The sequence below is a fragment of the Myxococcus llanfairpwllgwyngyllgogerychwyrndrobwllllantysiliogogogochensis genome, from assembly GCF_006636215.1.
Classification (GTDB): domain Bacteria; phylum Myxococcota; class Myxococcia; order Myxococcales; family Myxococcaceae; genus Myxococcus; species Myxococcus llanfairpwllgwyngyllgogerychwyrndrobwllllantysiliogogogochensis.
Genome location: NZ_VIFM01000159.1, coordinates 1 through 26,099, shown reverse-complemented (window position 1 = coordinate 26,099; position 26,099 = coordinate 1). Strand labels below are relative to the sequence as shown.

Below are 26,099 nucleotides of genomic sequence, written 5' to 3'. Positions count from 1 at the left end.
CCCGGGCAGGCCCGGGCACCCCGGAGAGGCCCAGGCGACGTCCAGGCGCGGCGCCCGGAGCTCGAGCAGCTCGCCGGCGACGTCCAGGCCCCCTCTCGGCCCGGGCAGGCCCGGGCACCCCGGAGGGGGCCGGCGTCGTCCATGGCGGCTGTCGAGGGAGACCAGCGGCTCACAAGAGGCCTACGAGGACTCCTCCCACCACAACCACGCTACTTGCCGCAAGGAACGCAAGGCCCCAGGCGCCAACACGCGCTCGAAGGCCTCCAGTCCGCTCACGCATCATCGTCCACGCTTCGTGCGCCAGGTAGCCGGAGACGCCTAACAACGGCACGAGGAGCAGCCACCCTGCCGGAGCTTTGAGGATGACCGAGGCTACCCGTGCGCCTCTACTCTCCTCTGTCCCCAACCATGCCGGAACATCACCGCTGCCGAGCGTGTAGCCGACGGTGATGCAGAGGGACGCGAACACGACCAGACACATTCCTCCCGCTGTCATCATCCAGCCACGAAGTTGCCGCGCTGGGGTAGGCGGCTGCGAGGGAAAGCTGACTTTCGCCGCCAGCTCTCGGATGAGGTGGTTGTTGCGCGCCACCTCCACCCGACTCGCCTTCATCACTTCGTGGACGCGCTCCAGTTCCTCTCTCATCGCAGCGTCGTAGTCCTGCAGAATGACGGCGACTGCCCACATCGGGTCGTCATCCCGCAGGTCAAGCGCCTTCTGGAGCCGCAGAAGGCGCTCACGCTCGCGCGCCGACGGCACCCGTCCGAGGAGCTGCTCGAAAACCGGAGGCTGCTCCAAGGTTCCCATGTCACTCACCCAAGGGCTGCTCTGAACACTCCGTCGGCCTGGTCGCGCCAGTGTTCGAAGCCAATCCTCAGCCCGTACGACAACTCCTTTGCAGCACGGGTCAGGGAGAGGCGATTGCTGTACACCGCGTCCGAGACGCGGTCCGACAAATCCGGGAAGCTGAGGCTCTTGCCGCCCGCCGCTTCAACAGCAGCGCGGATTCTGGAGCCCTCGTACAACTCGAACTTCTTCTCTTCTCCGAAGTAGAGATTCCGCAACACATGCACCTTTGACTCGCCTCCCCACTGCGCCAGCGCCTCCTGGAACTGGCGCAGCAGCTCCAGGCTGTCCCGCTGGCGGTTCACCACCCACAACGTCACGAGGGGGCGGCTGAGCTCTGCTGCTCCACGAATCAGGTACCACCCTCGCTTCGCCACAGAGTCGTTGTTCCGCGCAGCCGTGTTGACCACCACCGGCTTGTCCGGATGCGTCGCGAGAATATCCGCGAGAACCTCCCATCCCTCGTCGTCATCGAGGTTGACCGACGATGCGCTGATATCCCCGTTCTTGACCTCCTGATGGTAGGCCTTGATGACGTCCGGATTCGAGGTATCGCACTCGACCAAGTACGGCTTCTCCCCCTGTCGCATGAGGAAGTCGCAGAGCGCCATGCTCACCATCGACTTGCCAACGCCACCCTTGCTGCCACCCACCCAGTAAATTTTGTTGCTCACGTTTTCCTCCTACTGCCCTAGATGACTTCGCTGTCCGGCACTGGCTCAAAGACCCCTTTGTTCGTCACGGGGCCGGCTTGTCTCGGTTCGCTCTCCTCGCTGGGCATGGGCTTCTGCGGGCTGTCCCGCACCGTTGCGGGTCCAGCGAGTCCTTCGCTCAGCGACAGCTTGGGCTGGCCCTTAGGAGCGGCTACGCGAGGTGCTCCGCCTCGCGTTGTGTCGTTCGCCTTCGCTTCGCTTCGTCCGGTCGCAGTCCTCTCCTTCACTTGGTGCTTCTTCGTCGCCTTCTCGGCCTCCTTTGCTCGTGCTTTGATGGTCGTGAGCGTGGTGTTGAGCGTTGCCTCATTGATGGGCAAGCCTTCGTCTGTGAGGACCTTTGCAATGTCCGCAACGCGATAGCCCTTGGACTGCAGCGCCTTGATTTGAGGGAGAAGCTGAGAAACCGCTTCTATCTTCGTCAAGTCGACCCTTGTGGGCACTGCTGCTTCATTGCTGAGTCTCTCCTTGAGCCGAAGAATGTCCTCATGCTTAAGGGTCCCTGCCTTGGGCATGTGGTCCTCCTCTGAAAAAGAGTGAGCGAGGGGCCGGTCGAGAGACGCGCGCCGCCTTACGTCGTGAACTACTAACGTATTACAGATGCCGGCGCAAGCATCCTGTTGGCGGTTCATTGCGGCGTTGCTCATGCATAAGGGAATGATGACGAACCCGTGACGCATCGCCACGGTGGGCATCTCTCAGTGACAACAAAGCAATGACGGAAGGGTTCGAGAGGCATGCGCCCTCATTGGCAGCACGACGTCACACCGATAGGGCCATCGTCCGAGCCGCAGTCGGCTGACCCCCTGCTGCAGGACCACTGCGACTTCGGAGGCCACAACGACGAAGACAGCAGACGACAGCGAAAGTCGTAGGGGTAGGGCAAGATAAAGCAATGTTTCCATGGTGGGGATAAGGTTCTGTTTCTACTGGCGAATTCTTGGTGACAAGGATGCTGCTTTGGTGACCTGTGATATGATAGCATGACGGAATCACAGGGGAAATCGGGTCACCAGGAAGGCGCCATGGGCTCGTCGTCAGAGGAGGATGGAGGCGGACGCTTTCGGCCGGCCATGGGGCGGGCCAAGCGGGTTCGAGAGGAGCGTCTGCCGACGTTCCAGAACGCTGTGCTGGCACGCCAGCGCCTTCTCCAGCCGTCCGGAAGCGGCGGAGCATCTGGCAGTAGGGGAAAAGACGTCCGGGGCGGGCACCCGAATCGCGGCCATGCTGCTCGAGACGTTCCTGCGCCAGGTCCGATGGACCGACGAGTGGCGGTGAAGGTCTCCGTCGTCCAGCAGAACGAGTACGGGCGTAAGGCCGCGCGACTGCACCTCCGCTACATCGAACGGGAGGGCGTCGAGAAGGATGGCGGGCGCGGACAGTTGTACGGACCGGACGGCTCGCTGAAGCTCGAGGATGCTCTCTCGGAGCTACCCGGGGAGCCCCACCAGTTTCGCCTCATCATCTCGCCGGAAGATGGGGCGGCGCTCGACCTGCGGGACTTCGTGCCCCGACTCATGGAGCAGATGCAGCGCGACCTCGGCCGGCGATTCGAGTGGTTGGCCTCCAACCACTACAACACCGAGAATCCGCACGCCCATGTGGTCATCCGCGGGCTGGGCACCGACGGTCACGAGCTCAGGATGGACCGAGCCTACGTCAGCAACGGCATTCGCTGGAGGGCTCAGGCCATCGCGACGGCGGAGCTGGGACAGCGGAACGTCCTTGAGATTCAGCAGCAACTCGCCAAAGAGGTTCGGCAGGAACGGGTGACGTCCCTCGACAGGGAGCTCGAGAAGCGGGGTAGGGCGACCCCTGGTTTTGTCGAACTCAGCGGCGCGCCGACCGATGCGGGGGCGCGAATGGAGCGAGCGCGGCTGGTTGGTCGGCTCGGGACTCTGGAGCGCATGGGCTTGGCGCGTTCGGCCGGGCCGATGCGCTGGCGGATGGAGCCGGACTGGACACGGAGCCTCCAGGCCCATGCCGAGCGCAGCGACATCATCAAGCGGATGCACCATGGGCTTCAGGGCGACCCGTCCCGGTACCGAATCGTCGAGGGACCTCGCCACCTCCCCGCGATGGTGGAGGGCATCGTCCGGTTCCGCGGGCTTCATAACGAGGGGAAGGGGAGCCACTTCGTCTGCATCGAGACGGCGGGAGGGGAGGGGTACTACCTCCCGCTTCGCGGCCTCGCCGAGGACATCCGGGAGGGGGAGGTTGTCGCCGCGCAGTTCTCTGCCCGTGTTCATACCCAGGAAGACAGCAGCATCGATGCCGCAGCTCGGCTGAATCGCGGCACCTACTCGCCCGAGGCGCATTTGAAGGCCCTGGTGCAGGGGAGGGTGCCTGTCCAGGACTCAGGGCGGAACAGCTCGAGCGAGGACATCGTCAAGGCATGTGTGCGTCGATTGGCTGCGCTCGAGGGCGAGGGACTGGCGGTGCGCACCGAGACTGGCTGGAAGGTGACGCCTGACTTGCCTCTGGTGCTGGCGAATGCCGCCGGCGCCTATCCGAAGCTCCAGAAGCTGAAGATTGAGCGGAAGAGTCCGACTCTCGAGAAGCAGCGGGCCTACAGGGGACCTACGTGGCTCGACACGGTAGAGCCACCTGTTGTTGCACTTCATGGGTTTGGCGCTGAGCTGTCCGCCGCCATCCGCTCGCGTCGGGTGTTCCTCAAATCCCTGGGTCTGGCACCAGGTGAGAAGCTCCTCCAGGAGCTGCGCAAGCTCGAGATGCGGGAGACGGGCGAGCGGCTGGCCCTTCAGCAGGGGGGGGAATACGTCCCGGCACTCCCGAAGAAGGCTTTCTGGAACGGGAAAGTGGTTCTGACGAAGCCGAACGAGGTGAGTGGTCGTCGCTTCGCCCAGGTCTATCGGGAAGGGCGCTTCGTACTTCTTCCGCTGACGGCGGAGCTACGTGGGCTTGAGGGCCAGCGCATCGAAGTTGGACGCGAGAATGGTGCCCTCGTCGTCCGCCGACCGGGCCCGCGCCGCGGGGCCTAGTCGGAGGCTGTGCTTCTATTGTATCGCATCATTCTGTCATGCTATTGCGTTGCGGCATGCGTCGATTCCTCCATCCGGCTCATGTCCTCGTCTCGGTGCTGGGGGTTGTCGGGAGCCTCACCACCGCGACCCAGTACCTCGCAGCGACTTTCGCGTACCAACCCCAACTCGGCGAACCCCTAGGCAGAGTCGCAGGGCATAGCTTCTACCCACCACACTTCGTCTTCGTGTGGACGTGGCGCTACGGGAGCTACCGGCCCGCCGAGGCATACCTCTCCACCGCGGTGTGGATTCTGTTCGCCGGCGTGGCGCTCACCATCCTCTGCCTCTTCGGGCTCGCAATCCTTCGGGGAGCACCAAGCTCCAAGCGCACGACGTATGGGACGGCACGCTGGGCGACGAGCGACGACCTCAAGCGCGGCGGGCTTCTCGTCAATGACGGTGTCGTCCTCGCGCAGACAGATGACGCAGTCCTGGACGAGTACGTCGACGACAACGGAGAGCGCCGGCTTCGCGAGGAGCGCCCGGGCAGCTACTTGCTCCGGCACAACGGCCCCGAACACGTCTTCGTCTTCGCGCCGACGCGCTCGGGCAAGGGCGCGGGAATCGTCATGCCAACGCTGCTGACGTGGCGCGGCAGTGTCCTCGTGTACGACCTCAAGAAGGAGCTGTGGCACGCCACCGCCGGGTGGCGGAAGAAGTTCTCTCACTGCATCCGGTGGGAGCCGGCCGCAGAGTACTCCGCACGGTTCAATCCTCTCCTCGAGGTCCGCGCAGGACCTAACGAGGTCAAGGACGTCCAGAACATCGTTGAGATGCTCATCGACCCCAGCGGCAAGCGCGGTGACAAGGACCACTGGAAACTCGCTGCAGGGACACTGCTCACCGCAGCCATCCTCCACGTTCTCTATTCCGAGTCCGACAAGACGCTCGCAGGCGTGGCGACATTCCTCTCCAATCCCGAGCGGAGCATCATCGAGACGCTCGAACTGATGCTCTCGACGCAGCACACACCAAGCGGACCCCATCCCGTCATTGCGTCGTCCACTCGCGAGGCGCTCAACAAGAGTGAGAACGAGCTGAGCGGTGTCGTGTCAACGGCTTGTGCGTTCCTCGGAATCTACCGAGATCCGCTCGTAGCGAGGAACACATCCGCGAGCGACTTCCGGATTGCGGACCTGATGCATGCGAAGCGCCCGGTCTCCCTGTACTTCGTGTTGCCGCCGTCAGATGGGGAGCGGCTGACGCCGGTGATACGCCTCGTCCTGAATCAAATCGGGACACGCCTGACGGAATCCATGGCCGCTCCAGTGTACAGGCCAGCCCACCAGGTGCTCGCCGCAATCGCGTCACGCGTGTTCCGCAGGGGCAATGTTGAGGTGCTGCCTCCTGCACCCAAGGACGACGGGCCGAAGCACCGACTCCTTATGCTGCTCGACGAGTTCCCAACGCTCGGCCGCCTGAGCTTCTTCGAGAGGTCCCTGGCGTTCTTTGCGGGGTACAAGATTAAGTGCCTCCTCATCGCGCAGTCCTTGGGGCAGCTCGAAGAGCAGTACGGCCCCAACAACTCGATTCTCGACAACTCGCACGTTCGCGTCTCCTACGGTGCGAACAACGAGAAGACGGCGGCGCGCATCTCCGAAATGCTCGGCAAGTCGACTGTCGTCACCGAAAACGTCAGCTTCAGCGGACAGCGCCTCGCCGGGTGGCTCGGCAACAAGTCGAGCAGCGAGCAAGAGCATGGGCGCGACCTCCTGACGCCCGGCGAAGTCATGACGCTGCCAGCGAGCGATGCCCTCGTCATCGTCGGAGGACTCCCGCCGTGCCGAGCCCGGAAGGTGCTCTACTACGCCGACGCAGCGTTCTCTGCCCGGGCAAATCTGCCGCCCCCTGAAGACCCCCGCGAGCAGGCGCGCGAGTTCCTCGTTCGGGTCGTCTCCAACGACTGGGAACAGAGGAAGCTTTCCGCGCCCGCGGCCACGCCGCCTGTTCCTGTCAGTCCAGCCAATGACGCAGCTCTACCTACGCTGATGGGAGGCGGCGCCACGGCTGTCCCTGCACCTCCGGCCCTGGGTGCCCCGAACGTGGAGGAACTCGCCGAGACCTCATCGCCCAGCTCGACAGAGACGCCAAAGGCGAGCCCGGGCCCTGCGGCAGCTCTTCCGGTTGCGACCGGAGCGTCCGCCGGCTCCGCCGCAGTTGTTGCGCCGAAGAGAAGGAAGGCGCGCCCGCAGCAGCAAGAGCGACTCTCTCTGGACCTGTTCGGCGCGACGTCGGAGCCACCACCCCTTGAACGAGCGCCGTCAGGCGATGCGGACGAGCCCTCGGAGGCGCCACCGCCATCCCCCCATTCCGATGATGCCGACCCCTTCGACATGCTCTGGAAGTCGGGCATTGCTGCGGACGGCAGCACTCCGGATTCCGATGACGACGACGAAGGCGCGCCGGAGGAAGACCCCGCTCCTGTCACCTCACCTCGTAGCCGACGCCGTGGAGATGTCCCGCTGTGAAGACTGACCCAAGCCCGAAGCAGGCGAAGAAGAAGCGCAAGAAGATACACCCGTACGTGCCGGTTGACCTGGCCGCGGCAATCAAGAAGTACGCTGCGGCCAAGCGGGTCACTGAATCGAGCGTCGTCATTGCCGCTGTCGACCAGTACTTGTCAGGGACGGGCGACGCGACGCTCGTATTGAAGCGCCTGAACAGGCTCCAGAATCGAATGGTGGCCATGGAGACGCTCGCGACACTCCAGTCCGAGGCTTTTGCTCTCTATCTCGAGTTCTTCTTCGCCCACCTCCCCGTCGTCCATGGGGACGATGCGAAGGCTGCAGCGAAGCAGGCCGCCGGCACCCGCTTCGCAGGCTTCGTTCAGATGCTTGCCGAGCGCATGGCATCTGCGAACCGCTTCGCGTCCGAGGTTCTACCCGACATCTCCAACACGGACGAGTTGGCGGCGGCCGCTAGCGGCACGGCGGTGACGTCATGACCACCGACGCTGACGCGAAGATGCAGACGTTGCGAGCCATCCTCAGCCCCCTCGTCCAATACCTCGATGACCCTGGCGTGCAGGAAATCAGCCTCAACCCTGACGGAGCCCTCTGGGTGGAGCGCCGCGGCGAGCCGATGCGTCCCACGGGACGGCATCTCACTCCAGATGAGGCAATGCTCATGGTCCGCCAGGTGGCGCATTGCATGGACCGCGAGGTCAATGCCCAGCACCAGTCGCTGCCGGCCACGTTGCCGGGATGGGGGGCTCGCTTCCACGGAGTGATTCCGCCTGCCTTCGCGGCACCTGTTTTCTCCATCCGTCTGCCCGGAACAAAGCTCTTCACGCTCCGCGACTTCGTCGGGACTGGAGTGCTCACGCAGCACCAGGCGGACGAGTTGGCACGCTCCGTCAAGGCCCGCCTCAACATCCTCGTAGGCGGAGGCACCGGCTCCGGCAAGACCTCCTTCTCAAACGCGCTGCTGCAGGAGCTGGCCGAGACTGCTGACCGAATCTACGTCATCGAGGACACAACCGAGCTCCGCTGCGACGCGCCCAACAAGCTCGCCTGCATGGTCAACCCAGAGTACAGCTACCAGCGCGCCGTCATGGACGCGATGCGAATGCGACCCGACCGCATCGTTGTCGGAGAGGTGCGCGACGGAGCAGCCCTGGACCTGCTCAAGGCCTGGAACACTGGCCACCCGGGCGGTATCAGCACCATCCATGCGAACGACACGCGCAGCATGCTTGACCGTCTCTGCGAACTCATCCGAGAGGCCGTGCCCAATCTCGATGCCCGGGAGCTGGTGGCCAGGACCGTCGAAATCTGCGTGCATCTCAAGCGCGACCCAGTGGCGAAGGCTGGCCGGAGTATCACTGGAATCTGCCGTGTGAAGGGGCTCACGCCTGCCGGCGCGTGGGACCTCACGCCCTTAGTGGACGAGTGAAGCGGACGGGTGCCAGTCAGATGCCGCTCTTTCCAGAGTGGGAAGCGACCACCGGCAACGAGCAGCTCGACAGGGCCCGCCGCCCGCGCTGTGGATGGTGCGGCGCAAACGTGGGTCTCTCCAGGTGTGGGCCGGCACTCGGTGACTGTCCCTTCTGCCGACGACCGAACCGATGGCGCCCATCCCCTGAGGAGTAGCGGAAGGGTGTGGTGCCGGACGTTGCGCAGAGGTAGGGGGCAGTAGGGATGGAACTCGGCCTGTGCTTCTATTGCATTACGCATGGCTGTGATGGTAAAGAATCGCAGACGCTGCTTGTGGACGGGGCATTTCGTCCCGTCACGAGCGCTGGCACGCCATGGTCGACCGCTCCTTCATCACCGAGACAAGTCGTGGGCCTACCGAGCACGAGGTAGCTACCTCAACCAACGGGCCATCTGGTCTGCTCCTCTTTGAGAGGCCGAAGGATGTCCCGACCGACCTCATGAGTCGAAGTGCTCTTCGGCGAGCCGGGCTGGAGCCAGGCCCTCTCCGCGGCCGTGTTCGCCTCTCGTCGGGGCTGGTCGAGCTCTTCCGCCGAAGTGAGGCCAAGCCCAGAGGCGCTGCAACGCCCGCTCAGCTGGCCGCCCTGGAGCGGGCGAACACGGTGCGAGTTGCGCGAGCTGCGGAGCGCGACAAACAGCGGCTCGAACACGAGGCATCACGACGAGCGCAAGTCCGAATCGAGGTAGCCGTGGCGATGAACAAGGCCCGCGCGAATGCGCTCTCGCTGTTCAAGAGCTGGGCCTCAGACCGCCAGGCCGTGGTCCTGGACGTTGAGGCAACCGACCTCAAGGGCAGGGTCGTGGAGGTGGCTGTCGTCGACCTGGCCGGCGCCATCCTTCTGCACCGACGCATCAGCCCTGGATGCGAAATCGCTCCAGAGGCCCAGGCGGTCCACGGACTCAGCCTCGCTGACTTGGCAGGTGAACCGGGCTGGGAGAGTGTGGTGGATGAGTTTGAGGCCATCACGAGCGGTCGGCCCGTACTCGCCTTCGGAGCCCATTTCGATGGGCCCACGATTGCGCGGACCACCGAAGTGGTGTGCGGCCCGGAGAGAGGGCGCCGTGCGCGCAAGGCAGCAGAGTCATGGCTCTGCGTCCAGGGCGCCGCGGCCCCCCTCCTGGGGGCGTGGGACCCGAAGTACAACGACTTCAAGTTGCCATCGCTCTCAGCCGCATGTGCGTTTGCGAGGGTTGACGTCACGACTCTCCCGCGCGCGCACTCGGCTGTCGGCGATGCACTGCGGACGGTGGCCCTCGTGCATGCGGCAGCGCGCCTCGCGGTTGATGAGCTGACGGCGGACGGTATTCCGGATTCGTGGCTGACCTACCGGCCACGGGCTGTTGAACGGGGGTCATGATGAGTGGAGTGCTCTGGCAGTGCGGTCAGTGCAGCAGGTCCTTTGATAGCCACGAGGAAGCGCATGCCCATGGCCAGAGCACAGGCCACCTCATTGCGTCTGCGGGTGCGGGGGACGTGGAGGTCCCCGCTCTCTCTCCCGTTGCCATCGCAATGGCCAGCCGGCAAGCCGCTTCGATTCTTCTCGAGGCGGAGGGCCACCTCGGAAAGTCGGCCGTTCTCCTTGACCAGGTGTCGAAGGTGTCGGCGCTCGCCAAAGAGGAGAGGGTCGCGCTTGCGCAGCTGGCCCTTCAGGCGAGGACGACGCGACGCACCGCGACCAGTCTCATGCGCCACTACGCGCTCGGAGTCCCTGTGCTCCCCTCACAGCAGGCGCAGGTCATCACCTGATGGGACGCCCGTACAAGATGCCCCGCTCTGACGCTTCCCTTGTAGAGGCCCACGAGGCTCTCCTTCGGCTGGCAAAGCGGTACGTGCGAGCCGTCGCGAACGAAGGCGCACGTGCGAAGGCGCTGATGGCTCGGCGGAAGGACATGCAGTCGCGTGCCTTTCAGACGGCGTCGGCCCAGCATCTTCACGCGGCTGAGCGCGTGCTGTACGCACGCCGCAACCTTGCTGACAGCCTCGCGCGGGTTCTCGTCCGTGGCCACCGGGTGGAGTGCAAGTGCCCGGCTTGTGCTCCGGAGCACAAGGCCGTGCGCCCGCCGCGTCCTCGCCGCCGCACCAGGCGCGCCGGTTAGGCCGTTCGACGGCACCAGATGTGGCACCGCTGTGGTGCCCAACCGGCAGGGGTGAGGTTCCCCCCCTCCTTGCCCCTGCCGGTTTCTTTTTCGTCACGCGCCGATGTAGCTCGCCTGCCTCAGATTCGCCCGACTCCAGGATGGATACCCTGTCACTCCTAAGCGTGCTGCCCAGTGTCCTGCTGCTCGTGACCGTGGGGCTCTTGGCGTGCTGGCTCGTCGCCGACGCTCCGCATGTCCTCCGGGCTGCGTGCTCCAGCGGGGCCGTGCTGGCCTCGAGCGTTGTGCTGTCGGCGCCTCACGGTCCGCCCCCCGGCTACACCCCCTGGGTGATTGTTGCCACAGGCGCATTGCTGGAGCTATCCGTGAGTCTGTGTCTCCGGCCCGGGACGGTGCCCGACTGGACTGATGCGGGAGCGACGCCCGTTCGCGTGCGCGACTTCGCTGCGTTCCGGACACGTGAGGGGCGTGTGCTGCTGCTTGCGAGAGTCGTGACGCTCATCCCCATCGCCTTTTCCCTTGCGGCCAAGGACTGGCACGTTGCCGCAGCCCAGGCGCTGGCTGCGCGAGTGGTCTGCACGCTCGTCGGCGAGCTCCACCTACGGTGGACGTGGGTGCGCATCTACAGAGGGCGCTCGTTTCAGTTGGTGCGCGACGACTGGACTCCTCCTGCTCGACTCTGATGTTGACCCACCGATGGAGATTGTGAATGAGAAGGCTTGCTGGTTTCTTCGGAATTGCCCTGACGTTCGGAAAGTTCGCCGTCGAAGTGCTCGTGCTGACCTACGCTGCCCTCCTCATCTGGTTTGGATATTTGGTCCTGACGGACGGCACCGGTTTCCAGCTACACCTGATGTTGAGCGACTACGCGGAGGCGGTGGTTTCGGACGGGGCTGCTCATGGCCTCTGCATCTTCACCGCCGTTGGACTCTTCCTCATTGCCCTCATGCTCGCCGCCTTCGCCGCCCGCATGTTGAATGCGGGCGAGGGGAGCGTTCGCGAGGTGAGCCGCCCCAGTATCGGTGCTGCACCCGCAGATGCTGCACGAGGGAGCCCAATGTCCGTCGCCGTCGGTCCTCCCGACGGCCCCGGGATGACTCCGAGCGGCCGCCGCATCTACAACGCCGTACGCTGCTCCCAGGGGACGCGCGTGCTGGTGCAGGAGAGCTGCGAGCCGTTCTACCCTCATTGCTGGCTTGCCCTCACGACCCCCTTTGGGAACGAAGCTGCTGCGCACCTCGCCCCTGACCAGGCGCACCAGCTCCGTGCCGCACTTGACGAGTTCTTGAGCGCCGTTGACCGCCACTCGACAACGGCTCAGGTGGACTTGTGGAAGCTGAATCCTGATGGCTCACCGGCACCACTTGCCGCCGGCATGCCAACCGCGACGTCGCCACTGCTCTCTGTTGTTCGTGATTCCCTCGCCGACGTCCCCAGCATCGCTTCCCTGGGGCGCAACGTCTACGAGCAATTCCTCTGCACTTCGCGCACCGACGTGCGTGTCCAAGAGAGCAATGCAGCGCCTGATGCCCATTGCTGGCTCATCCTGGCCGAACCTGGAGGTCCTTCGGCGCGCGCCCACCTCAGCATTGGAGACGCCTTCCGCATCGACGATGCCATCTCCCGTTTCATTGACTCCTCCACTGCCGGCCTCGATTGGGCTCTTGAGGAACTCGGCTGGTCGTTCGCCGGCTGGGACCACGACCTCGGCTTCGGCGCAAGACGCCGGTGTGCACCCGCCGAGGCGAGTCAGCCGCCGGAGGTCATCACCTCGTGGAGTTGCTCTGAGCTGCTCGACCTCGCCAGGGCTCGACCGGGGCTCATTGCTGCTGCCTCAGTGCCGCCAGCAGCTGACCGTGACCAATCCGTGCTCCAGGACATGCTCGACACCCTCGGCTGGGAATACTGCGGATGGGACGACGAGCAGGGCTTTCGCGCTGAGCGCCGCAGCGCTGCGCGCGAGGAGTGGATGGCTCCTCCTGGCGACCAACTGACCGCGAGAAGCCAGGACGAGTTGATTGCCCTCGTCCACGGCCGCGTTCGTGCCGCGCTCGCTGCTTGCGACGGTGCGCGAAGAGATACCCTCCGTACTTGAAAGGCGATGACCACATGAGCAGCTCGAAAGGGATGACGAGCTTGAACGCAGTGCAGCCCGTGACGGCTTGCGCCCACTTGGTGGGCGCAACCTGCGATGCCTGCTGCTCGCTCGCGGCGCAGCTCGCTGCTCGAGGGTTCGTGCTGCGGTGCCTCGCGTGGACCGGCTATGGTTGGGCGCGGGGAATCTGCCATCCGTGCGCCCGCCGGATTGACGCGGTCTCCGCCCGCGAAGCTCTCTGCCAAGACTGCCAGGACCTGCTGGCACGCACGGAGCCTGACGTCATGCCCATCTCGCTTCGCCGGCTGGAGCAGGCACGGGCTGACACGGATATGGGTATGACCGTCGAGGAGTTGTGGCGTCTGGTGCTCGCCGCAGTCCAGCAACTCCATGGTGGCGGTGTCACTCTCCACGACTACCAAGCAGTCGGCTACCTCGACCCCGGCGTCCTGCTCCTGGTGCACCCCGAGGGGCGGCCTCTGACTGACGCGTCGGACCGTTCGGCCGTTTCGGCGCGACCCATGACGACCGTAAGACTGGCGCCACCCCATCCAGATGCACGAGCGGAGGGGTTCCTCATCGGAGTGGCACCGAGGATGCCTACTGCTGTCGCTGCACTACTTCTTGTTCTTGTTCTTGTTGAGGTAGTCCCTCACCTTCGCCGCCGAGTGCCCCACCGCAGCGACTGCGGCGAGCAGCTCCTCCCTCGAGCACCCGAATGCCGCGCACCAACTGCGGATCTCGTGCTCCTGCTTGATGCTGATGAGGTCGTTGTCCGGCGTGCCACGCTTCTTGGGATCGTCTGCCATTACCGTACCTTTCGCGCGTCGAGGGGCCGCCCGACGACGCTGGGACCCCGCGGGTCACCTCCACCAGTGATAATGCGTGCGGACGGACAGTCAAGCGAAACGCTGAACGGACTCTCAGTCCCAGCGGCTCTGATAACCGGAATCGTCTCGTAAGTGACCGAATTTATTAGTGTCCTGCAATGGGGATTATGCCAACCAGCTCGAAGAAAATGACACGCCGAGACCTCCCTCCAGCGACAGAAAGGAGGGTGACGCTGGCGCTGCTATGCCTTGCCATCCCGTGCCTTTGGGTCTTCCGCGAATTCCTCACGACCGGCACGGACGAGCAGCACCCGCTCAGGTTCTTCATCAGCGCTTTCGCCGATTTCCTCACGTTCGCCATCTGGGCCTTCATCGCACTCCTTCTGCTCGCGCTCGCAATCAACACGGCAGCCTTCGCCGTTCAGACGCTCCGGGCACGCCGTCGGCGCGCATTGGCTTGGCCGCAGGACATGGACCGGCGCAGAGTCGTCCCCCTCTCCGTCACCCTTGAGCAGCGCGATCACCCTGACAGGACACGGGAATGACGAGCTTGAAGGTAATGCAGCCCGTGACAGCCTGCGCCCACCTGGTGGGCGCAACCTGCGATGCCTGCTGCGCTCATGCAGTTCGCCTCGTCCTTGAGGGATACGTGCCGCGATGCCTTGAGTGGCATCTCCAAGGCTGGGCGCGTCACCTTTGTCAGCGATGCCTGTCGCTGATGAACGGCTCACCGGTCAGGCGGGCAGTCCTCTGTGAGAGCTGCCAGCAGCAGGCTGCATTCGCGGAGCCCAGGGTCATGTCCAGCTCGCTTCGAGAAGTTCGGATCGCGCGCGCCGAAACGGAAGTGGGGATGACGGCCGAGGAGCTATGGCATCACGTGATGGCCGCAGTCCAGCAGCTCCACACCGGTGGCGCGCAACTCCGGGGCTATCACGCAGTCGGATATCACGAGCCCGGTGTGCTCTTCCTTGTCCACCCACAGGGCCGGCCATTTACGGACGCCGACCTGGCCGTGGACATTGAATCCGCTGCGCGAGAGTTCATCCTGCCGGTTCTATCGGCGGCGGTACTCGTGGCGCCACCAGCGTCTGGCAGCGCCCCCCGAATCGGTCGAGCGTTTCCAGGTGCCAGCAAACTGCGCCGCTGTGCCAATCGGACCTTGCAACTCCCGCGGCGTGAAGGGGAACGACCATCATGACAACTGGAGAGCTCCTGTCGGCAGGCCTCTTGCTGTTGGTCATGGGTGGTGCACGATCGGCTGTTCGAGTTGCGAGAGGACATGCTCATCGCGGCCCGGCGTCTTCCGGACCTGCGCGCCCCGGATTTCGAGCCGCTCTTGGTTCACCTCTCGCGGCGAATCAACCGCGGCAGGGCCCTGCCGCGCGCCGTCCCGCGTGAGGAATTTCGGACCAGCGCTTGGCCGGCACCTGCGATAGGTTCTTCTTCAATCTCGCTGCACGACGGAGAAGCCATGGGAAAGAAGACGTTCGTTCAGAGGGTGGCCCGCCAGCTCCAAGAACTCGCGTTTAAGGACTTCGGGTACAAACCGTCCTACATGGTCTGCCTCCATCTGGCGGAGGCTCCATCTGAGCACCGCATCAGTGCGGACAGCGATGCTGAGGCACAGCGGCTCTTCGCGGCCAATAGAGCGACCTTCGCATCTTACCGTGGCGCCCCCAATGCATGACCGGCTTGGCGCCACCCCAGCCAGGTGTACGAGCATAGGGATGATGCCACGACAGGCATGCCGTCACCGGATAGCCAGGAGCGGTCCATACCACTCGGGGGGGATGGCACCACCCAGTGACCTCGGCCACGATGATGCCCCCTGGAGGCATCCTCATGAAGTTCGAAGACCTCAAACCGAAGTTCCCAACGAACAGCATTTGGACCTGCCGGCAATGCGCCTTTGGAGCGCTCAACAAGGAGCTGGCGCAAAAGCACGAAGAGGCAACGGGGCACCAGCTCGCGCACAGCGCGCTCCCGCAGGGCGCGTCGACTCCCACCCGCGAACCAGACGAACTCAACTGACAGCCCAAGGAGGGGTGAATGGGATTTTTCCGAGAAGAGCTGCGCGGTCATGAGGGCTACCCAATCGGGTTCGTAGCGCGCGAGGGCACAGACGAGGGTGCGCAGCTCTACCGCGAGTTGCAGTCCCCGGGGGACACGGGCACGCGCCAGGTCGACGTGATAGCGGCTGGGTGCGAGTGCGGATGGCGCTCAGCCAGCTGGAAACCCGCCCAGCCGACCCGCTGGGTCCCGTTCTCTGTCTTCGAATCCGAGGAGGACGAAGCCCGCGTGCACGCGCTGTGGGCGGAGCATGTCGACCACGTGCAGGCGACGGCAGGACAGGCACGAGCCGGCAGCCAGGATGCGCGCCTCGCGGAAGCGGTCCTGGCCGCCATCGTTGTCCGCGCAGTTCAACGCGGCGAAGCTCCTCTCCATCTGGAGCGACACGTCCTGGCTGATGCTGGCCTCGACTACGCGGCGCGCGACGGTCTCGACTTCAGGAAGCTCGAGCAGGCTCTGCTCGAGCTGGCCGCTAGTCACCGGCTCAACGCCCGAGCCACCTCTATCTCCACACCGCGGACTCGCAAGGGGGCGCTGTGATCGGGGCGGATTGGCCGCGTCCACAGCGTCCGAGATAACCTCAATCTGACGGCTGTTCGACGAGCAACGCAGCTGCTCCGAAATAGCCAGCTCAAAACGACTTTTCGCCTCAGCCGTCGCAGCTTAGGAGCAGCTCATGAGCCCTGGCGTAACCGTCGGCATCATCGTCTTCTTGGTCCTGCCGCTGTTGATGACCCGCATTGCGCGCGGGCAGAACAAGGTCTGGCACTATGCCGTACTCGGCATTGCCGGTCACTCATACGCTCAATGGCTTCCGAGAGGCGACCCGCCGCTTGCAGCACAGGTCGAGCGGTTCACGGATGACCACCTGATGCCGTTCGTCTACTCGTTCATCACGCCAGAGGTTCTCATCCCGGTCCACGCCACAATCCTTATTCTCGGCTTCGTTGCCGTCATGGTGCGGGTGCGGCGGGGCTACTAAGCGTCCGAGATAACCGGAATCGTCTCGTAACTACCCGTGCTCGCAATCGACACGGCAGCCGTCGGCGTCCGGAAGCTCAGAGCACGCCGTCGGCGCGTGTGGGCGTGGCCGAGCGCACAGATGGACCGACAGAGGGAATGGTGATGACCGAGTACGTCTACGCGTGTTCGGCCTGCGAGTACGTGACCGACAGCAGGGCTGCCGCAGCCACCCACGGAACCTCATCAGGTCATGTGCTCCACCCGTCGGTCATCAACGAGGATGACCTGTCGCCCTCGCAAATCATGGAGCGTGTTGCTGCGCGTCTGCGCAACCTGCAGGAGGACCCCGAGGTGACACGAGAACGGCTTCAAACCGAGGCCGCCTCCTGCGCCGTCCTCGGACATCTCTGGGGCGAACCGTTCCGCATTGCCGGTGAGGTTGTCAGCGGGCCTGGATGCCGCTTCTGCGGCTATCCGCGCGACGCCGAGGACCGGCTTCCCGGCACTTGACCGTCCTGTATAAGGTGCCCGACATGCCCCCCAAACCCACCACCAAAGTTCCTCTTAGGGCGCTGGCCTACGAGCTGGTGTTCTACGCAATGTCCCCCCTCGTGACTGAGCCCCCTGCTCTGGATGCCCCCCTGTGTCAGGGAAGATGTCGCCTCGGCTGACGTGCCGAGCTGACGACTCCCGTCAGACGACCGGACCTCAGCCCGGAGGAACGTGAAACCCTTCTTGACGAGCTGACGGCGATTGCAGCTGCCGTGCGGCGCGGAGGGACCCAAGAGCGGTGGGATAGTCGGCGGAGAAGCCGCATGACTTAACAGCGCAGCTCCCGCTGCCTGAAAGGTGATGACCACATGAGTAGCTCGACCATCAATCGTGCAGCGCTCGCCGTCGCCGCCACCGTCATCCGGTCCCTGGTCGAGCGGGGTGACGGACACATGTACCTTGACCTCGCTGACCGGGAGTTGCAGCCCGCAGGCGTCGGAGACGTCGACCGTGACGAGCTTGATGCCGCCCTGTCGGCCATCGCTGACCAACTGCTGGCCGGTGCAACAGCCCTCGTCACCACGGAACGCGGCGGAGGGCCGAGCTTCAAGAGAGCGACCAAATGACGGCCTCCGGCACGTCCGAGATAACCTCTATCGTCTCATAAGTTCCCGAATTTACTCGTGTCCTATAATAGGGATTATGCAGCTGCGGCCGGTTACTCCGTCATGTGCTTCTCGATGTGGCTGGACAGTCCCTCAATGTCGGAGTCAAAGCCAAGCTCGCGAAGCTCTGAGGCGGCGGTTTGGGCCGCCGCTCGAGCGACTTCAGTTTTGCTGGCCTTCGGAAATTTGCCCTTCACGTCTTCGACGGCAAGCATGACGGCCGCCCCTATCGCCGATTCTCTATCGCCGAGTGCAACCAGGCAACGGAGCAGGACTCTCCGCTGGACGAGCTGTTGCGCCTGTCTGTCCAAAGCAAGCAGGTCAAGAACGCGATAGTGCACTGGCTCGGCGGTCTTCAGGGGATAGGCCAAGAAGACTACGTCAGGGTTGAAGTGCCCTGGCTCAAAATCAATGCAAACGATCCGAACGGCGAGTTCTAAGGCATCAGCCGTATGCGAGTCGCCTTTTTTCCAGAGTAGAGCCGCCCTTTTGAACGACGGCAATAAACCACTCAGGGTGGGTGCTAAAACGGGTTTCGGCGTGTAGCCGTGGTTGCGCAATGCGGACGCGATGCTGCTGATAATTTCCGGGTCTGTCCGTGGCTGGTCCTGCTCAAGGCCGTCACGCGTGGCAAAGAGGGATATGCGGACGAAGTCCTCAAGATATGCTTGGCTGAGTGGAGCAGATCTTCGCGCGGCCGCAACGCTCGTTCGTAGGTGCGAGCGGACCCAGAGAAGGATCCCGCCAGCTGCAATCGCCCCAAGTAAGGATTCTATAAGCATTGAGGCCAAAGTTTAACTCAGGCGCGCCCCCGTAAAGGAGGTGGCAGCGGTTTGGTACAATGGCGGCAGCAGGGGTTCCGCTCGATGGGCCGAGTGGTGATAACCGGAGTCGTCTCGTAAGTTCCCGAATTTATTCGGGTCCCATAACATGAATTATGTCAACTACACTGAAATCCTACATTAGTAAGGCACTTGTTGCCGCCCTCCTCATCTCGTCGGGCATCGGCATTGGGAAGCTGTCACTTGAGCCATGTCCTCACCCGCACCATGTGCAACTCCTCCTCCTCATGGCCTGGGTGCTCGGACTTACTGGCGTTGTGCTTTTCCTACAGCCCGTTCTCGACCTGTGGACGGCCCGGCCTCGCGCCGAGCGGACTGCGCGGCTAAGTGCCGCTCACGCGAAGTACACGCGAAGCCTGACCGAAATCTGGTGCGGCATCCTCGGAGTCGTCGCGCAGCAGGATGGCTACGCCTACGCCCTAACCGTCCACAACGGTTTGGTCGGCCGTGGGATCATCCCAGAGTCGACTGACCCGCTGTCCTATGTCGACGGCTTCCTCCGCGACATGGCGGAACGTGGATGGCTTACGTCACGCGCGATTGACAGCTCTCCTGTGCCGGGGGCCGGGCCCCCCATCTACCTCTACTCCCTCACCGAATCCGGCCGGCGCGCGCGCGAGGTGCTGACCCAATGAACTTCGTCACCGCTGGTCGTGAACTCACCCAGCTTTGGTGCGGCATCCTTGGTGTCATCACGCAGGACGGCGAGGGATACGGTCTCAGCATCCACGACGGTTTGGTCGGCCGTGGGATCATCCCGAAGTCGACCGACCCGCAGTCCTATCTCTACGACGTCCTCAGGGACCTGGAAGCACGTGGGTGGCTTGTGTCGCGGGAGGTCTTGTCGCCCGAGATCGCTGCACTTCGCGGAGGCCGGCCCCGGATCTACTACACGCTCACCGACACTGGCCGGCTTGCACGGCAGGTGCTGGCCTCGTAAGGCAGGACGTCCAACGCCCTCCTGGGACTCCAGGAGCGCCGTGGCAACGGAAGGTAGGAGCTGCAGCATGGGATGGCGCATCATCAAACAGCCGAATCGGCTCTACGGCGTCTACACCGAGGTGACCGAGTGCTTCACACAGCTCAACCTGTCGCGTCAGGATGTGCTGGCGGTCTGCCGAGTCCGTGGCTGCACAGCGGATACGGCACGGCATAAGCTCGAAGCCGCCGACCTCGACGTTTCAGAAGAAGGCAACGCCTCTCGTTGGGAGGAGGCATTGGCCTCGACCGAGCAGCCGCGTACTCGGCTCGAGCAGCTCGTCGCGACGTCTCGCCCCCTGACCATCGACGGTCAGCGACTCGCACCACGCGATGTCGTGCCCTACAACAACCCGGAGCGCCACCGCTGACGGCTGATTCCAGGCGGCCCGGAGCGGGCCCCAGAGGCATTGGTACTTGGCACCCCTCACCCCGTGGCGCTGACGCCCTCCAGGCGGCCCGGAGTGGGCCCCAGAGGCATATTGGTACTTGGCACCCCTCGCCCCGTGGCGCTGACGCCCTCCAGGTGGCCCGGAGTGGGCCCCAGAGGCATTGGTACTTGGCACCCCTCACCCCGTGGCGCTGACGCCCTCGCGCACCCCTGGTGCCTGAGGTGGTGGTAAGGGCCTCCAGGCGCGCGGCGCCTCGGAGCTGCTCGACGAGGACCTGGTGCCGCCGGTGCGGTGGGAGCTGACGCCCTCCAGGCGGCCCGGAGCGGGCCCCAGAGGCGTTGGTACTTGGCACCCCTCGCCCCGTGGCGCTGACGCCCTCCAGGTGGCCCGGAGTGGGCCCCAGAGGCATTGGTACTTGGCACCCCTCACCCCGTGGCGCTGACGCCCTCCAGGTGGCCCGGAGCGGGCCCCAGAGGCGTTGGTACTTGGCACACCCCTCGCCCCGTGGCGCTGACGCCCTCCAGGTGGCCCGGAGCGGGCCCCAGAGGCGTTGGTACTACAGCCCTCGCAGCCCACATCGACGGTGAGGATCGGTCTCAGTGGAACTCGACGACGATCTGGTGCTTCCGGTGGGCATGCGAGCTGACAGATGGAGTGGGCAGTAGGGGAAGAGGCTGGGGACGCGCTCAGCCAGGCCGAGCTGTTCGTCAGCGACTGGCGCCCATCCCTCCGCAGGAGAACAGCGGGCCCATTCGGCCTAGGTAACGCCGAAGAACAACCGGAGTGAGGGCCCTAGCGGGGGCACCACCTACGATGCAAGCCCGCCCTGGAAGTCCGCGGCGTCGTTCCATCGCGCCGTTGGGATGAAGCGAAGTCCTTCGGGCCGTAGCGCGAGGACCGCGTCCACCACGGTGCGATGGAAGAGGTGCACGGATGGCGACTCTGCCAGCCGAAAGACGAGTCGGCTCTCCTCAGGGACAGCCTCTAGTGCCGCTCCGTCGAGCACCAGCCTCTGGATGCCGAGAATGTCGCCGTCGTCTTCGTCGATGCGCAGCAGCGAATGCCGCCTGTCCACACACGCAATGCGCTGGTACACGTGCAGCAGCCAGTACCGCCTGACGTCCTCGCCCTGCACCAGGACGTCTGCGGGCACGAGCTGGACCCCGCGAAGATTCAACGGCTCGAGCACGTCCTTCACCCGCGGCGCCACCACAGGGCGCGGCAGGCTGTGATAGTCGGCCATAACCGGGTTGTGCGGCACAGGATGCCCGAGCCGGAGCTTGATGGGCGCGGTCACCACAACGGGTTCACCTCTGTAGAAGCGGCTCCCATCCTCGTCCCACTCCAACAGAGGGAAGCGGTCAGAGCCAGCGCGCGTGACGACGCAGTAGTCAGCTGTCATGGCCTCATTCCCCTACTGTTAGAGCGCGACTGCTGAGAGGCTGTCCGCTCACCGCATGCTTGAGCCCATGCCGGCGTTCGTGTGGGCACATCGCTCCGCTGGGCTTCTGCCGAATGCTCCTGAGTCCGGAGCATCCCACTCCCCCCGGCGAGTAGTCCAACCCGTCGCGCGTCAGGGTCCATGCGAATGTCCGGACCTGGTCGAGGATGTGCGAACTGAGCTTGTCGAGCTTCCTCAGCAATGCGTCCGGCTTCGCGCAGTAGGTCCCGCTCTTCACTTTCTCCAAGACCTCGTCGAGAGCCCGCTTGACCGCGTCGGGGTAGCTCAAGTGCAACTCGAGGGCATGCCCCTCTGCGTGATTCCCCCGGTGGACGGCGACGCCGAGGTGACATGCGAGTGCCATCCGCATCGGGAGGAATACCCCGTTGGCCTTTCGGTCGATGTGGTAGCCGAAGTCAACGCAGATGCGTCCCCATGTGGGGGAGGCCATCGCCTCAACGCAAATCAGGTGATGGGCTGCGACGGAGAATGCCCCTGCATACCAGTGGTGGGTTAGCAGTGCGCGTCCCTCCAGCATGTTCCGACCGAGGACCGCCGAGTTCCCTAGATTGGTCCCTGTGCGCCCCCCCTTCGCCACTTCGTGTTTCTCCCCATGACAGTGAGGGCATCGCGCATCTGGCAGCTGGGCGAGGGCGACCTCGTCCACTATGCCGCCAACGGGTGGGGCACCGTTGGCCTGCACGATGGGGAACGGGCCGGTGTTGTGGTCGTTCAGCGTGAATAGGTCGAAGTTCCGGACCACTCCCTTGCCCTCAATCCTGACGTCGAAGGAGTAGCTCACGGGGTGCGCGGCTCCCTTGGTCGTGCCACTCGACACTCCACCGCCAGCCGTTCCTCCCTCGTTCCCGGTGGACCTTCCGAGTGACGAACCGGAGGTCGCCACCGGAGCTCCGTTGATGAGAACCGACCGCGACCCATCCTTGAGCGAGTTGCTCTTCGCGACGTTCGGGTACGGCACCGGAATCGGGCCTCCACCACCAGGTGTCCTGCAGACGTCCGGAAACCCAACGACGGTGCCGTCGCTCTCCTTCGTCACCGGACTCATGCCATTAACGAAGGTGGTGTTCTCCTTGGACATGAACTCCCCCAGGGTAGTGCGAGGCTGATGCCGCACACTGCATCTCCGCGTGCTGGCTTCGCTGACGAGAATGCCGACACCCCGGGTGTCGGCCTATCTCCCTGCGGATCCAAGAGGCGTCTTGGACCCGACAGTGCTGCTGCTCGAGTCCTTAGACCCCAGAGGGGAAGAGCTGCACGTGACTCCTCTGAGGCGGAACCGCAGGTATCTCTGCCAGTTGACAACATTCTCGCCGTCGACGGTCGAACCTGCGGCGCGGGATGCCTCAACGGCGTTGGTACTTGGCACCGCTCGCCCGCCACGCAGCCGGTGGACATCGCTCGCAGTGGAGCTCGACGACGACCTGGTGCTAGGTGGATTGGGCAGTAGGGGAAGAGGCTCAGGGACTTGCTCAACTAGGCCGCGCTGCTCGTCAGCGGCTGGCGACCGGCCCTTCGCACTCCTCGAGTTGGTGCGGAGTCGCGTTCGCTCCGCTCTGGCCGAGGTTAACGCCATACCCCCGGAGGGGTATGCCCCGGCTTGAGGGGCATAGGCGAAACTGACTCCAATCGACCGATACCAAGCTGAGGTGCGCGGTGCCCCGAATCGCAGATGTCATGAATCTCCCCTACATGCTCAAGGTGACGATTCCGGCCTATCGGACTGCACAACAGTCCGTGCTGGATGCTCTCCGCGCGGAGCATGGTGCATGGGCGGCATGGGCCACTCTCGTCGAAACTGCCGGCTTCAAGGTCGGCGGCGTTGACGAGCGGACCGCGATGGCGGCCTGGCTCACGGCCGTCCGGGTCCGGCGCGCACTTGAGGATGACGCTGCAAAGTCCGAGGTGCAGACCCAAATGTGGTTTGCCATGCGCCTCGCCGAGGATGGCCTCAAGGAGGAGCAGCAGTCGTGAGTCCCCTCGCCCCCTGGCCGGGCCCTCTTTGGGCCCGTCAGTAACATCCGGCACGTCCTGCGTTTGATGACTGCTGACACCATACCCCCGGAGGGGTACGGCGGGCCGCTGCGGGCTGGGTGACAATCACCCCTCACCACAGAATCACTCGTCATCTATTGACGAATGATATTGCCGGGCACATAGTACGTCCATCAGCACGGCACTCCTGCCGCGCTGCAAACGGGGGAAGTCATGTCCACCACCATCACCAGCGACAACCTGCAGCGCATCACCTTCACCGACATGCGCGAGGCGGCCGAAATCGCGCTCAAGGAGGGCCGGCCTGTCGAGTTCCACTCTCGCTCCACGGAGACTGGCGCTCCGTGCCACACCCTCGTGGTGGACAACAGCGAGGCTGGCCAGTGCCAGGGTGGCAACACGGCATGGGGCGACTGGGAGCCCAAGACGCAGACGCTCAAGATTGACGGTGAGCGCGTCGACCTGAATGGGAAGCCGGTCGACTGAGCGTTTTCTCCGCCGGCCTGCGAGGGATTTCCCGCCGGTTGGCGTCTCAATGAGCGGCACTCGCGGCCCGTCGAGGCCGATGCCTTCGGGCGATTCACCCCAAGCGCCCCCTCGCGGGGCGAGGAGAACAGCCATGAAGATTCTGTCCCTGCGGTTCCAGTCGACGTCTTCCCACGAAACTCTGGCTGCGCTGACGGCTGCCTGCCGGCCGTTCGGCTCATTGACCGGTCCGGAGCTGCCGCACGACGAAGTCCCAAGGCTGATGGTTGGCGCCCAGGAGTCGGACAACCTGGAGGACGTCGCCCGCGCGGTGGGCGCGCTGGCGGCAGCACTGCGGAAGACGGACGCGGACCAGTGGTCGGAGTTGCGGGTGACTGGCCACTCAGTGGGGCTTGTCACCCCAACGTCAAGGACCCAAATCCGGCTGACCGGGTCCACGACGAGTTGGCTCTACGTCGAGGTCGACTTCGGGGAGGCCGGCTCGGCCGACCGAGCCGGCCAGATTCTCTATGCCGCCCATGAGGCGGGTGTGGAATTCACCGCCCGAGCCGCTGAGGGGATGCTCAGCGCCAGCCAGGTGAGAGCGTTGGTCCGTGAACGGGCCGAAGGCATGCTCACTTGGGTTGAGAGCGAAGTGGTGCGCTGCCCGACTGGCAGCTACGCCGCAGAGTTGCCGCACCTCCGCCGACGCGTAGCGGAGCTGCGCGCGTGAGCGCCAGCGAGCGTTTCCAGCCGGGGTCGAAGGCACACCGAGCAGCCCTCGCGCTGCTCGACGCGTGGGGCTGGGCGGAGCCCCAGGCCAGTGGGAAGCCCCTGGGCCGACTGGCGTGGGATGGGGCACAGTGGGGCCTGTACGACGAGCCGGACGGCGAAGTGTCCGAGCTGTGTGCGCAGTCGGCGTGCCCCATCCAGTGCGTCATCGAGGCCGAGATGACGCACCAGGAGTCCAACTGGATGGTGCGTGGTGCTGGCCGGTGGCCGCTCGGTGACGCGCTCGACCATCAACAGGAGCACTAGCATGGCGAGCGATGACGACGGACTCCCCCGGGTTGCCCACGGGGGGGAATGGTTGCGGGCGTTGGTCGAGCGCCCCCACACCACGGAGGAGATGGCAGAGCGCCTGGGCGTCTCTGTCCGCACCGCCCAGCGTTGCGGACAGGACCTGCTTGAGCAGGGCTGGCCCATTGATAGGAGTTACCCCGCCCCCGGCAAGGGGGTCCTCTGGCTCCTCACCTCGCGGCAGGAACTGGAGCGGTGGCTGGGGCTTCGCCGGCGGATTGGCGCCGACGGGTGGCATCCACTCAAGGGCGACTGGACAGGGGCCGTCGCCACTGTGCAACTGCTTGTCGAGGAGGGCGAGCCAACCAAGGTGTCCGTCACCTATGCCGACGGCATCACAGCAGACGACGTCCCTCAGAGCTTCACTGACCGCCTCGCCCAGCGCCTCAAGGGGCTGGGGGTGGCGGCGGACAACTGGGAGGACACAGGGTGGGAGGGTGGCCCGAGCGCCCCCATGCAGGAGACGTCGCGGCTTGAGCCACTGCTCGCGCCGACGGAGTAGCGTCCAGTCCATCACACCCAGGCCGCGAGGGTGATGGCGAGGAGCGGGCTCGAGAACGACACTCGGGACCATGCTCCTCGCCGCCCTCACTGCCTACGCCGAGGCGCGCGGACTCCTCGCCCAGGGCCGCTTCGCCACCCGGCGCGTCCACTTCGTGCTCTGCCTCAGTCCCGAGGGTCGTCTCCTCGCCGTGCAGCCGACGGGTCCGGACGGCGTGGAAATGTGCGTCCCCCGCCCGCCGCTGCGCTCGGTGAACATCGCTGCCGGCTTCATGGTGGACAACTCGAAGTACGTGCTCGGGTACACCGGCGAGCGCAAGCGGCGAACGGAGCGGGCTGCAGAGTGCGTTGCCGCCTTCGCCGCGCTCGCGCGCGAAGCAGCCGAGGCCACCGGCTCAGTGGAGGCAACGGCCGTGATGCGCTTCCTCGCGGACGCCCCTGCACGTGAGCGCGTGCTCACCGAGCGCGAATGGACGGGCGCAGAAACGCTCGCCTTCGCGGTCGAGGGCGTCGGCGGACTGGCGCACGACGTCCCAGCCCTCCGCGCATGGTGGGAGCGACGTGGTGCCCAGGAGGACGCGGGTGGAGTCGTCGGCTTGTGCAGCGTCACGGGTGAGGTGGGGCCACTGGTCCGCGTGC

Annotated in this window: 31 protein-coding genes; 24 read left to right on the top strand and 7 right to left on the bottom strand. The window is 64.8% G+C overall.

All coding sequences use genetic code 11. The features are described from left to right. Positions 1–169: 169 nt before the first annotated feature. Genes FJV41_RS31355 through FJV41_RS31345 form a run of 3 tightly spaced genes read right to left on the bottom strand, consistent with a single transcriptional unit; the run spans position 170 to position 2,072 of the window. A complete protein-coding gene (locus tag FJV41_RS31355; protein WP_141646265.1) occupies positions 170–808 on the bottom strand; it encodes a hypothetical protein in 639 nt (212 codons plus the stop codon). A gap of 5 nt (positions 809–813) precedes the next feature. After that, positions 814–1,521, bottom strand: coding sequence for a nucleotide-binding protein (locus FJV41_RS31350; protein ID WP_220137910.1), 708 nt, complete (start codon positions 1,519–1,521; stop codon positions 814–816). 17 nt (positions 1,522–1,538) lie between these two features. Continuing rightward, a complete protein-coding gene (locus FJV41_RS31345) occupies positions 1,539–2,072 on the bottom strand; it encodes a hypothetical protein (protein ID WP_141646264.1) in 534 nt (177 codons plus the stop codon). Positions 2,073–2,813: 741 nt separating this feature from the next. Here FJV41_RS31345 and FJV41_RS31340 point away from each other — a divergent pair. The 8 genes from FJV41_RS31340 to FJV41_RS31305 all read left to right on the top strand — a co-directional run bounded on the left by FJV41_RS31340 (position 2,814) and on the right by FJV41_RS31305 (position 12,728). Continuing rightward, positions 2,814–4,559 (top strand): DUF3363 domain-containing protein, encoded by a 1,746-nt coding sequence (locus FJV41_RS31340; protein ID WP_181791050.1) that lies wholly within the window; start codon positions 2,814–2,816, stop codon positions 4,557–4,559. Positions 4,560–4,615: 56 nt separating this feature from the next. Further along, positions 4,616–7,069 (top strand): IncP-type conjugal transfer protein TraG, encoded by a 2,454-nt coding sequence (gene traG, locus FJV41_RS31335; protein WP_181791048.1) that lies wholly within the window; start codon positions 4,616–4,618, stop codon positions 7,067–7,069. Continuing rightward, complete coding sequence (locus FJV41_RS31330; protein ID WP_141646261.1) at positions 7,066–7,545, top strand: hypothetical protein; 480 nt, start codon at positions 7,066–7,068, stop codon at positions 7,543–7,545. Before traG ends, FJV41_RS31330 begins: the two co-directional genes overlap by 4 nt. Beyond that, the gene (gene trbB, locus FJV41_RS31325; RefSeq protein WP_220137909.1) at positions 7,542–8,495 is read left to right on the top strand and encodes a P-type conjugative transfer ATPase TrbB; all 954 of its coding nucleotides are present in this window, start codon (positions 7,542–7,544) and stop codon (positions 8,493–8,495) included. The genes FJV41_RS31330 and trbB overlap by 4 nt, the downstream gene beginning before the upstream one ends. 355 nt (positions 8,496–8,850) lie before the next feature. Next, positions 8,851–9,894, top strand: coding sequence for a 3'-5' exonuclease (locus tag FJV41_RS31320; protein ID WP_141646260.1), 1,044 nt, complete (start codon positions 8,851–8,853; stop codon positions 9,892–9,894). A 116-nt stretch (positions 9,895–10,010) separates the two neighbouring features. Continuing rightward, entirely contained in the window at positions 10,011–10,283 is a 273-nt protein-coding gene (locus tag FJV41_RS31315) for a hypothetical protein (protein WP_141646259.1), read from the top strand. A 715-nt stretch (positions 10,284–10,998) separates the two neighbouring features. Further along, positions 10,999–11,316 (top strand): hypothetical protein, encoded by a 318-nt coding sequence (locus tag FJV41_RS31310; protein WP_141646258.1) that lies wholly within the window; start codon positions 10,999–11,001, stop codon positions 11,314–11,316. A 26-nt stretch (positions 11,317–11,342) separates the two neighbouring features. Continuing rightward, the gene (locus FJV41_RS31305) at positions 11,343–12,728 is read left to right on the top strand and encodes a hypothetical protein (RefSeq protein WP_141646257.1); all 1,386 of its coding nucleotides are present in this window, start codon (positions 11,343–11,345) and stop codon (positions 12,726–12,728) included. A gap of 617 nt (positions 12,729–13,345) precedes the next feature. Here the strand turns inward: FJV41_RS31305 and FJV41_RS31300 are convergent. Next, the gene (locus FJV41_RS31300; protein ID WP_141646256.1) at positions 13,346–13,537 is read right to left on the bottom strand and encodes a DUF3606 domain-containing protein; all 192 of its coding nucleotides are present in this window, start codon (positions 13,535–13,537) and stop codon (positions 13,346–13,348) included. 248 nt (positions 13,538–13,785) lie between these two features. Between FJV41_RS31300 and FJV41_RS31295 the strand changes: the two genes are divergently transcribed. The 7 genes from FJV41_RS31295 (at position 13,786) to FJV41_RS31265 (ending at position 17,709) form a co-directional block, all read left to right on the top strand. Continuing rightward, positions 13,786–14,103 (top strand): hypothetical protein, encoded by a 318-nt coding sequence (locus FJV41_RS31295; RefSeq protein ID WP_141646255.1) that lies wholly within the window; start codon positions 13,786–13,788, stop codon positions 14,101–14,103. Positions 14,104–15,029: 926 nt separating this feature from the next. Beyond that, a complete protein-coding gene (locus FJV41_RS31290; protein ID WP_141646254.1) occupies positions 15,030–15,245 on the top strand; it encodes a hypothetical protein in 216 nt (71 codons plus the stop codon). 155 nt (positions 15,246–15,400) lie between these two features. Then, a complete protein-coding gene (locus FJV41_RS31285; protein WP_141646253.1) occupies positions 15,401–15,589 on the top strand; it encodes a hypothetical protein in 189 nt (62 codons plus the stop codon). A gap of 18 nt (positions 15,590–15,607) precedes the next feature. Beyond that, entirely contained in the window at positions 15,608–16,168 is a 561-nt protein-coding gene (locus tag FJV41_RS31280; protein ID WP_141646252.1) for a hypothetical protein, read from the top strand. 136 nt (positions 16,169–16,304) lie between these two features. After that, positions 16,305–16,610 (top strand): hypothetical protein, encoded by a 306-nt coding sequence (locus tag FJV41_RS31275; protein ID WP_141646251.1) that lies wholly within the window; start codon positions 16,305–16,307, stop codon positions 16,608–16,610. Between the two features lie 143 nt (positions 16,611–16,753). Beyond that, positions 16,754–17,101 (top strand): hypothetical protein, encoded by a 348-nt coding sequence (locus tag FJV41_RS31270; RefSeq protein WP_141646250.1) that lies wholly within the window; start codon positions 16,754–16,756, stop codon positions 17,099–17,101. Positions 17,102–17,451: 350 nt separating this feature from the next. Further along, positions 17,452–17,709 (top strand): hypothetical protein, encoded by a 258-nt coding sequence (locus FJV41_RS31265; RefSeq protein ID WP_141646249.1) that lies wholly within the window; start codon positions 17,452–17,454, stop codon positions 17,707–17,709. A 92-nt stretch (positions 17,710–17,801) separates the two neighbouring features. Here FJV41_RS31265 and FJV41_RS31260 read toward each other — a convergent pair whose 3' ends face one another. Beyond that, a complete protein-coding gene (locus FJV41_RS31260; protein WP_220137908.1) occupies positions 17,802–18,539 on the bottom strand; it encodes a hypothetical protein in 738 nt (245 codons plus the stop codon). A 278-nt stretch (positions 18,540–18,817) separates the two neighbouring features. Here FJV41_RS31260 and FJV41_RS31255 point away from each other — a divergent pair, with 278 nt between their 5' ends. The 3 genes from FJV41_RS31255 to FJV41_RS31245 all read left to right on the top strand — a co-directional run bounded on the left by FJV41_RS31255 (position 18,818) and on the right by FJV41_RS31245 (position 19,939). Then, the gene (locus tag FJV41_RS31255; RefSeq protein ID WP_141646247.1) at positions 18,818–19,225 is read left to right on the top strand and encodes a PadR family transcriptional regulator; all 408 of its coding nucleotides are present in this window, start codon (positions 18,818–18,820) and stop codon (positions 19,223–19,225) included. Then, positions 19,222–19,530: a helix-turn-helix transcriptional regulator gene (locus FJV41_RS31250; RefSeq protein WP_141646246.1), complete on the top strand. Its 309-nt coding sequence runs from the start codon at positions 19,222–19,224 to the stop codon at positions 19,528–19,530. The genes FJV41_RS31255 and FJV41_RS31250 overlap by 4 nt, the downstream gene beginning before the upstream one ends. Positions 19,531–19,597: 67 nt before the next feature. Then, positions 19,598–19,939: a hypothetical protein gene (locus FJV41_RS31245; protein WP_141646245.1), complete on the top strand. Its 342-nt coding sequence runs from the start codon at positions 19,598–19,600 to the stop codon at positions 19,937–19,939. Positions 19,940–20,768: 829 nt separating this feature from the next. On the opposite strand, the gene FJV41_RS31240 is transcribed toward FJV41_RS31245, so the two are convergent. Together FJV41_RS31240 and FJV41_RS31235 are read right to left on the bottom strand one after the other, a co-directional pair. Beyond that, positions 20,769–21,362, bottom strand: coding sequence for an imm11 family protein (locus FJV41_RS31240; RefSeq protein ID WP_141646244.1), 594 nt, complete (start codon positions 21,360–21,362; stop codon positions 20,769–20,771). Positions 21,363–21,366: 4 nt separating this feature from the next. Continuing rightward, positions 21,367–22,500 (bottom strand): PAAR-like domain-containing protein, encoded by a 1,134-nt coding sequence (locus tag FJV41_RS31235; protein WP_141646243.1) that lies wholly within the window; start codon positions 22,498–22,500, stop codon positions 21,367–21,369. 611 nt (positions 22,501–23,111) lie between these two features. Here FJV41_RS31235 and FJV41_RS31230 point away from each other — a divergent pair. The 6 genes from FJV41_RS31230 to FJV41_RS31205 form a co-directional block, all read left to right on the top strand. Next, positions 23,112–23,393 (top strand): hypothetical protein, encoded by a 282-nt coding sequence (locus FJV41_RS31230; protein ID WP_181791044.1) that lies wholly within the window; start codon positions 23,112–23,114, stop codon positions 23,391–23,393. Positions 23,394–23,627: 234 nt separating this feature from the next. Next, positions 23,628–23,900, top strand: coding sequence for a hypothetical protein (locus FJV41_RS31225; RefSeq protein WP_141646241.1), 273 nt, complete (start codon positions 23,628–23,630; stop codon positions 23,898–23,900). 133 nt (positions 23,901–24,033) lie between these two features. Continuing rightward, the gene (locus FJV41_RS31220; RefSeq protein WP_141646240.1) at positions 24,034–24,612 is read left to right on the top strand and encodes a hypothetical protein; all 579 of its coding nucleotides are present in this window, start codon (positions 24,034–24,036) and stop codon (positions 24,610–24,612) included. After that, on the top strand, positions 24,609–24,917 hold the full coding sequence (locus FJV41_RS31215; RefSeq protein WP_141646239.1) for a hypothetical protein: 309 nt from the start codon (positions 24,609–24,611) through the stop codon (positions 24,915–24,917). Before FJV41_RS31220 ends, FJV41_RS31215 begins: the two co-directional genes overlap by 4 nt. A gap of 1 nt (position 24,918) precedes the next feature. Then, the gene (locus FJV41_RS31210; protein WP_141646238.1) at positions 24,919–25,461 is read left to right on the top strand and encodes a helix-turn-helix domain-containing protein; all 543 of its coding nucleotides are present in this window, start codon (positions 24,919–24,921) and stop codon (positions 25,459–25,461) included. A gap of 70 nt (positions 25,462–25,531) precedes the next feature. Then, positions 25,532–26,099: type I-C CRISPR-associated protein Cas8c/Csd1 (locus FJV41_RS31205; RefSeq protein ID WP_181791042.1), on the top strand; the 568-nt coding region annotated here is incomplete at its 3' end.

Bases quoted from the DNA above. Each gene is read 5' to 3' on its own strand.
- FJV41_RS31245 (WP_141646245.1), top strand. From the start codon at position 19,598: ATGGGATGGCGCATCATCAAACAGCCGAATCGGCTCTACGGCGTCTAC.
- FJV41_RS31300 (WP_141646256.1), bottom strand. From the start codon at position 13,537: ATGGCAGACGATCCCAAGAAGCGTGGCACGCCGGACAACGACCTCATC.
- FJV41_RS31340 (WP_181791050.1), top strand. From the start codon at position 2,814: ATGGACCGACGAGTGGCGGTGAAGGTCTCCGTCGTCCAGCAGAACGAG.
- FJV41_RS31285 (WP_141646253.1), top strand. From the start codon at position 15,401: ATGAAGTTCGAAGACCTCAAACCGAAGTTCCCAACGAACAGCATTTGG.
- FJV41_RS31270 (WP_141646250.1), top strand. From the start codon at position 16,754: ATGACCGAGTACGTCTACGCGTGTTCGGCCTGCGAGTACGTGACCGAC.
- FJV41_RS31250 (WP_141646246.1), top strand. From the start codon at position 19,222: ATGAACTTCGTCACCGCTGGTCGTGAACTCACCCAGCTTTGGTGCGGC.
- FJV41_RS31305 (WP_141646257.1), top strand. From the start codon at position 11,343: ATGAGAAGGCTTGCTGGTTTCTTCGGAATTGCCCTGACGTTCGGAAAG.
- FJV41_RS31210 (WP_141646238.1), top strand. From the start codon at position 24,919: ATGGCGAGCGATGACGACGGACTCCCCCGGGTTGCCCACGGGGGGGAA.
- FJV41_RS31280 (WP_141646252.1), top strand. From the start codon at position 15,608: ATGGGATTTTTCCGAGAAGAGCTGCGCGGTCATGAGGGCTACCCAATC.
- traG (WP_181791048.1), top strand. From the start codon at position 4,616: ATGCGTCGATTCCTCCATCCGGCTCATGTCCTCGTCTCGGTGCTGGGG.
- FJV41_RS31225 (WP_141646241.1), top strand. From the start codon at position 23,628: ATGTCCACCACCATCACCAGCGACAACCTGCAGCGCATCACCTTCACC.
- FJV41_RS31240 (WP_141646244.1), bottom strand. From the start codon at position 21,362: ATGACAGCTGACTACTGCGTCGTCACGCGCGCTGGCTCTGACCGCTTC.
- FJV41_RS31220 (WP_141646240.1), top strand. From the start codon at position 24,034: ATGAAGATTCTGTCCCTGCGGTTCCAGTCGACGTCTTCCCACGAAACT.
- FJV41_RS31230 (WP_181791044.1), top strand. From the start codon at position 23,112: ATGCTCAAGGTGACGATTCCGGCCTATCGGACTGCACAACAGTCCGTG.
- FJV41_RS31290 (WP_141646254.1), top strand. From the start codon at position 15,030: ATGGGAAAGAAGACGTTCGTTCAGAGGGTGGCCCGCCAGCTCCAAGAA.
- FJV41_RS31255 (WP_141646247.1), top strand. From the start codon at position 18,818: ATGGCCTGGGTGCTCGGACTTACTGGCGTTGTGCTTTTCCTACAGCCC.
- FJV41_RS31345 (WP_141646264.1), bottom strand. From the start codon at position 2,072: ATGCCCAAGGCAGGGACCCTTAAGCATGAGGACATTCTTCGGCTCAAG.
- trbB (WP_220137909.1), top strand. From the start codon at position 7,542: ATGACCACCGACGCTGACGCGAAGATGCAGACGTTGCGAGCCATCCTC.
- FJV41_RS31235 (WP_141646243.1), bottom strand. From the start codon at position 22,500: ATGTCCAAGGAGAACACCACCTTCGTTAATGGCATGAGTCCGGTGACG.
- FJV41_RS31275 (WP_141646251.1), top strand. From the start codon at position 16,305: ATGAGCCCTGGCGTAACCGTCGGCATCATCGTCTTCTTGGTCCTGCCG.
- FJV41_RS31320 (WP_141646260.1), top strand. From the start codon at position 8,851: ATGGTCGACCGCTCCTTCATCACCGAGACAAGTCGTGGGCCTACCGAG.
- FJV41_RS31265 (WP_141646249.1), top strand. From the start codon at position 17,452: ATGAGTAGCTCGACCATCAATCGTGCAGCGCTCGCCGTCGCCGCCACC.
- FJV41_RS31355 (WP_141646265.1), bottom strand. From the start codon at position 808: ATGGGAACCTTGGAGCAGCCTCCGGTTTTCGAGCAGCTCCTCGGACGG.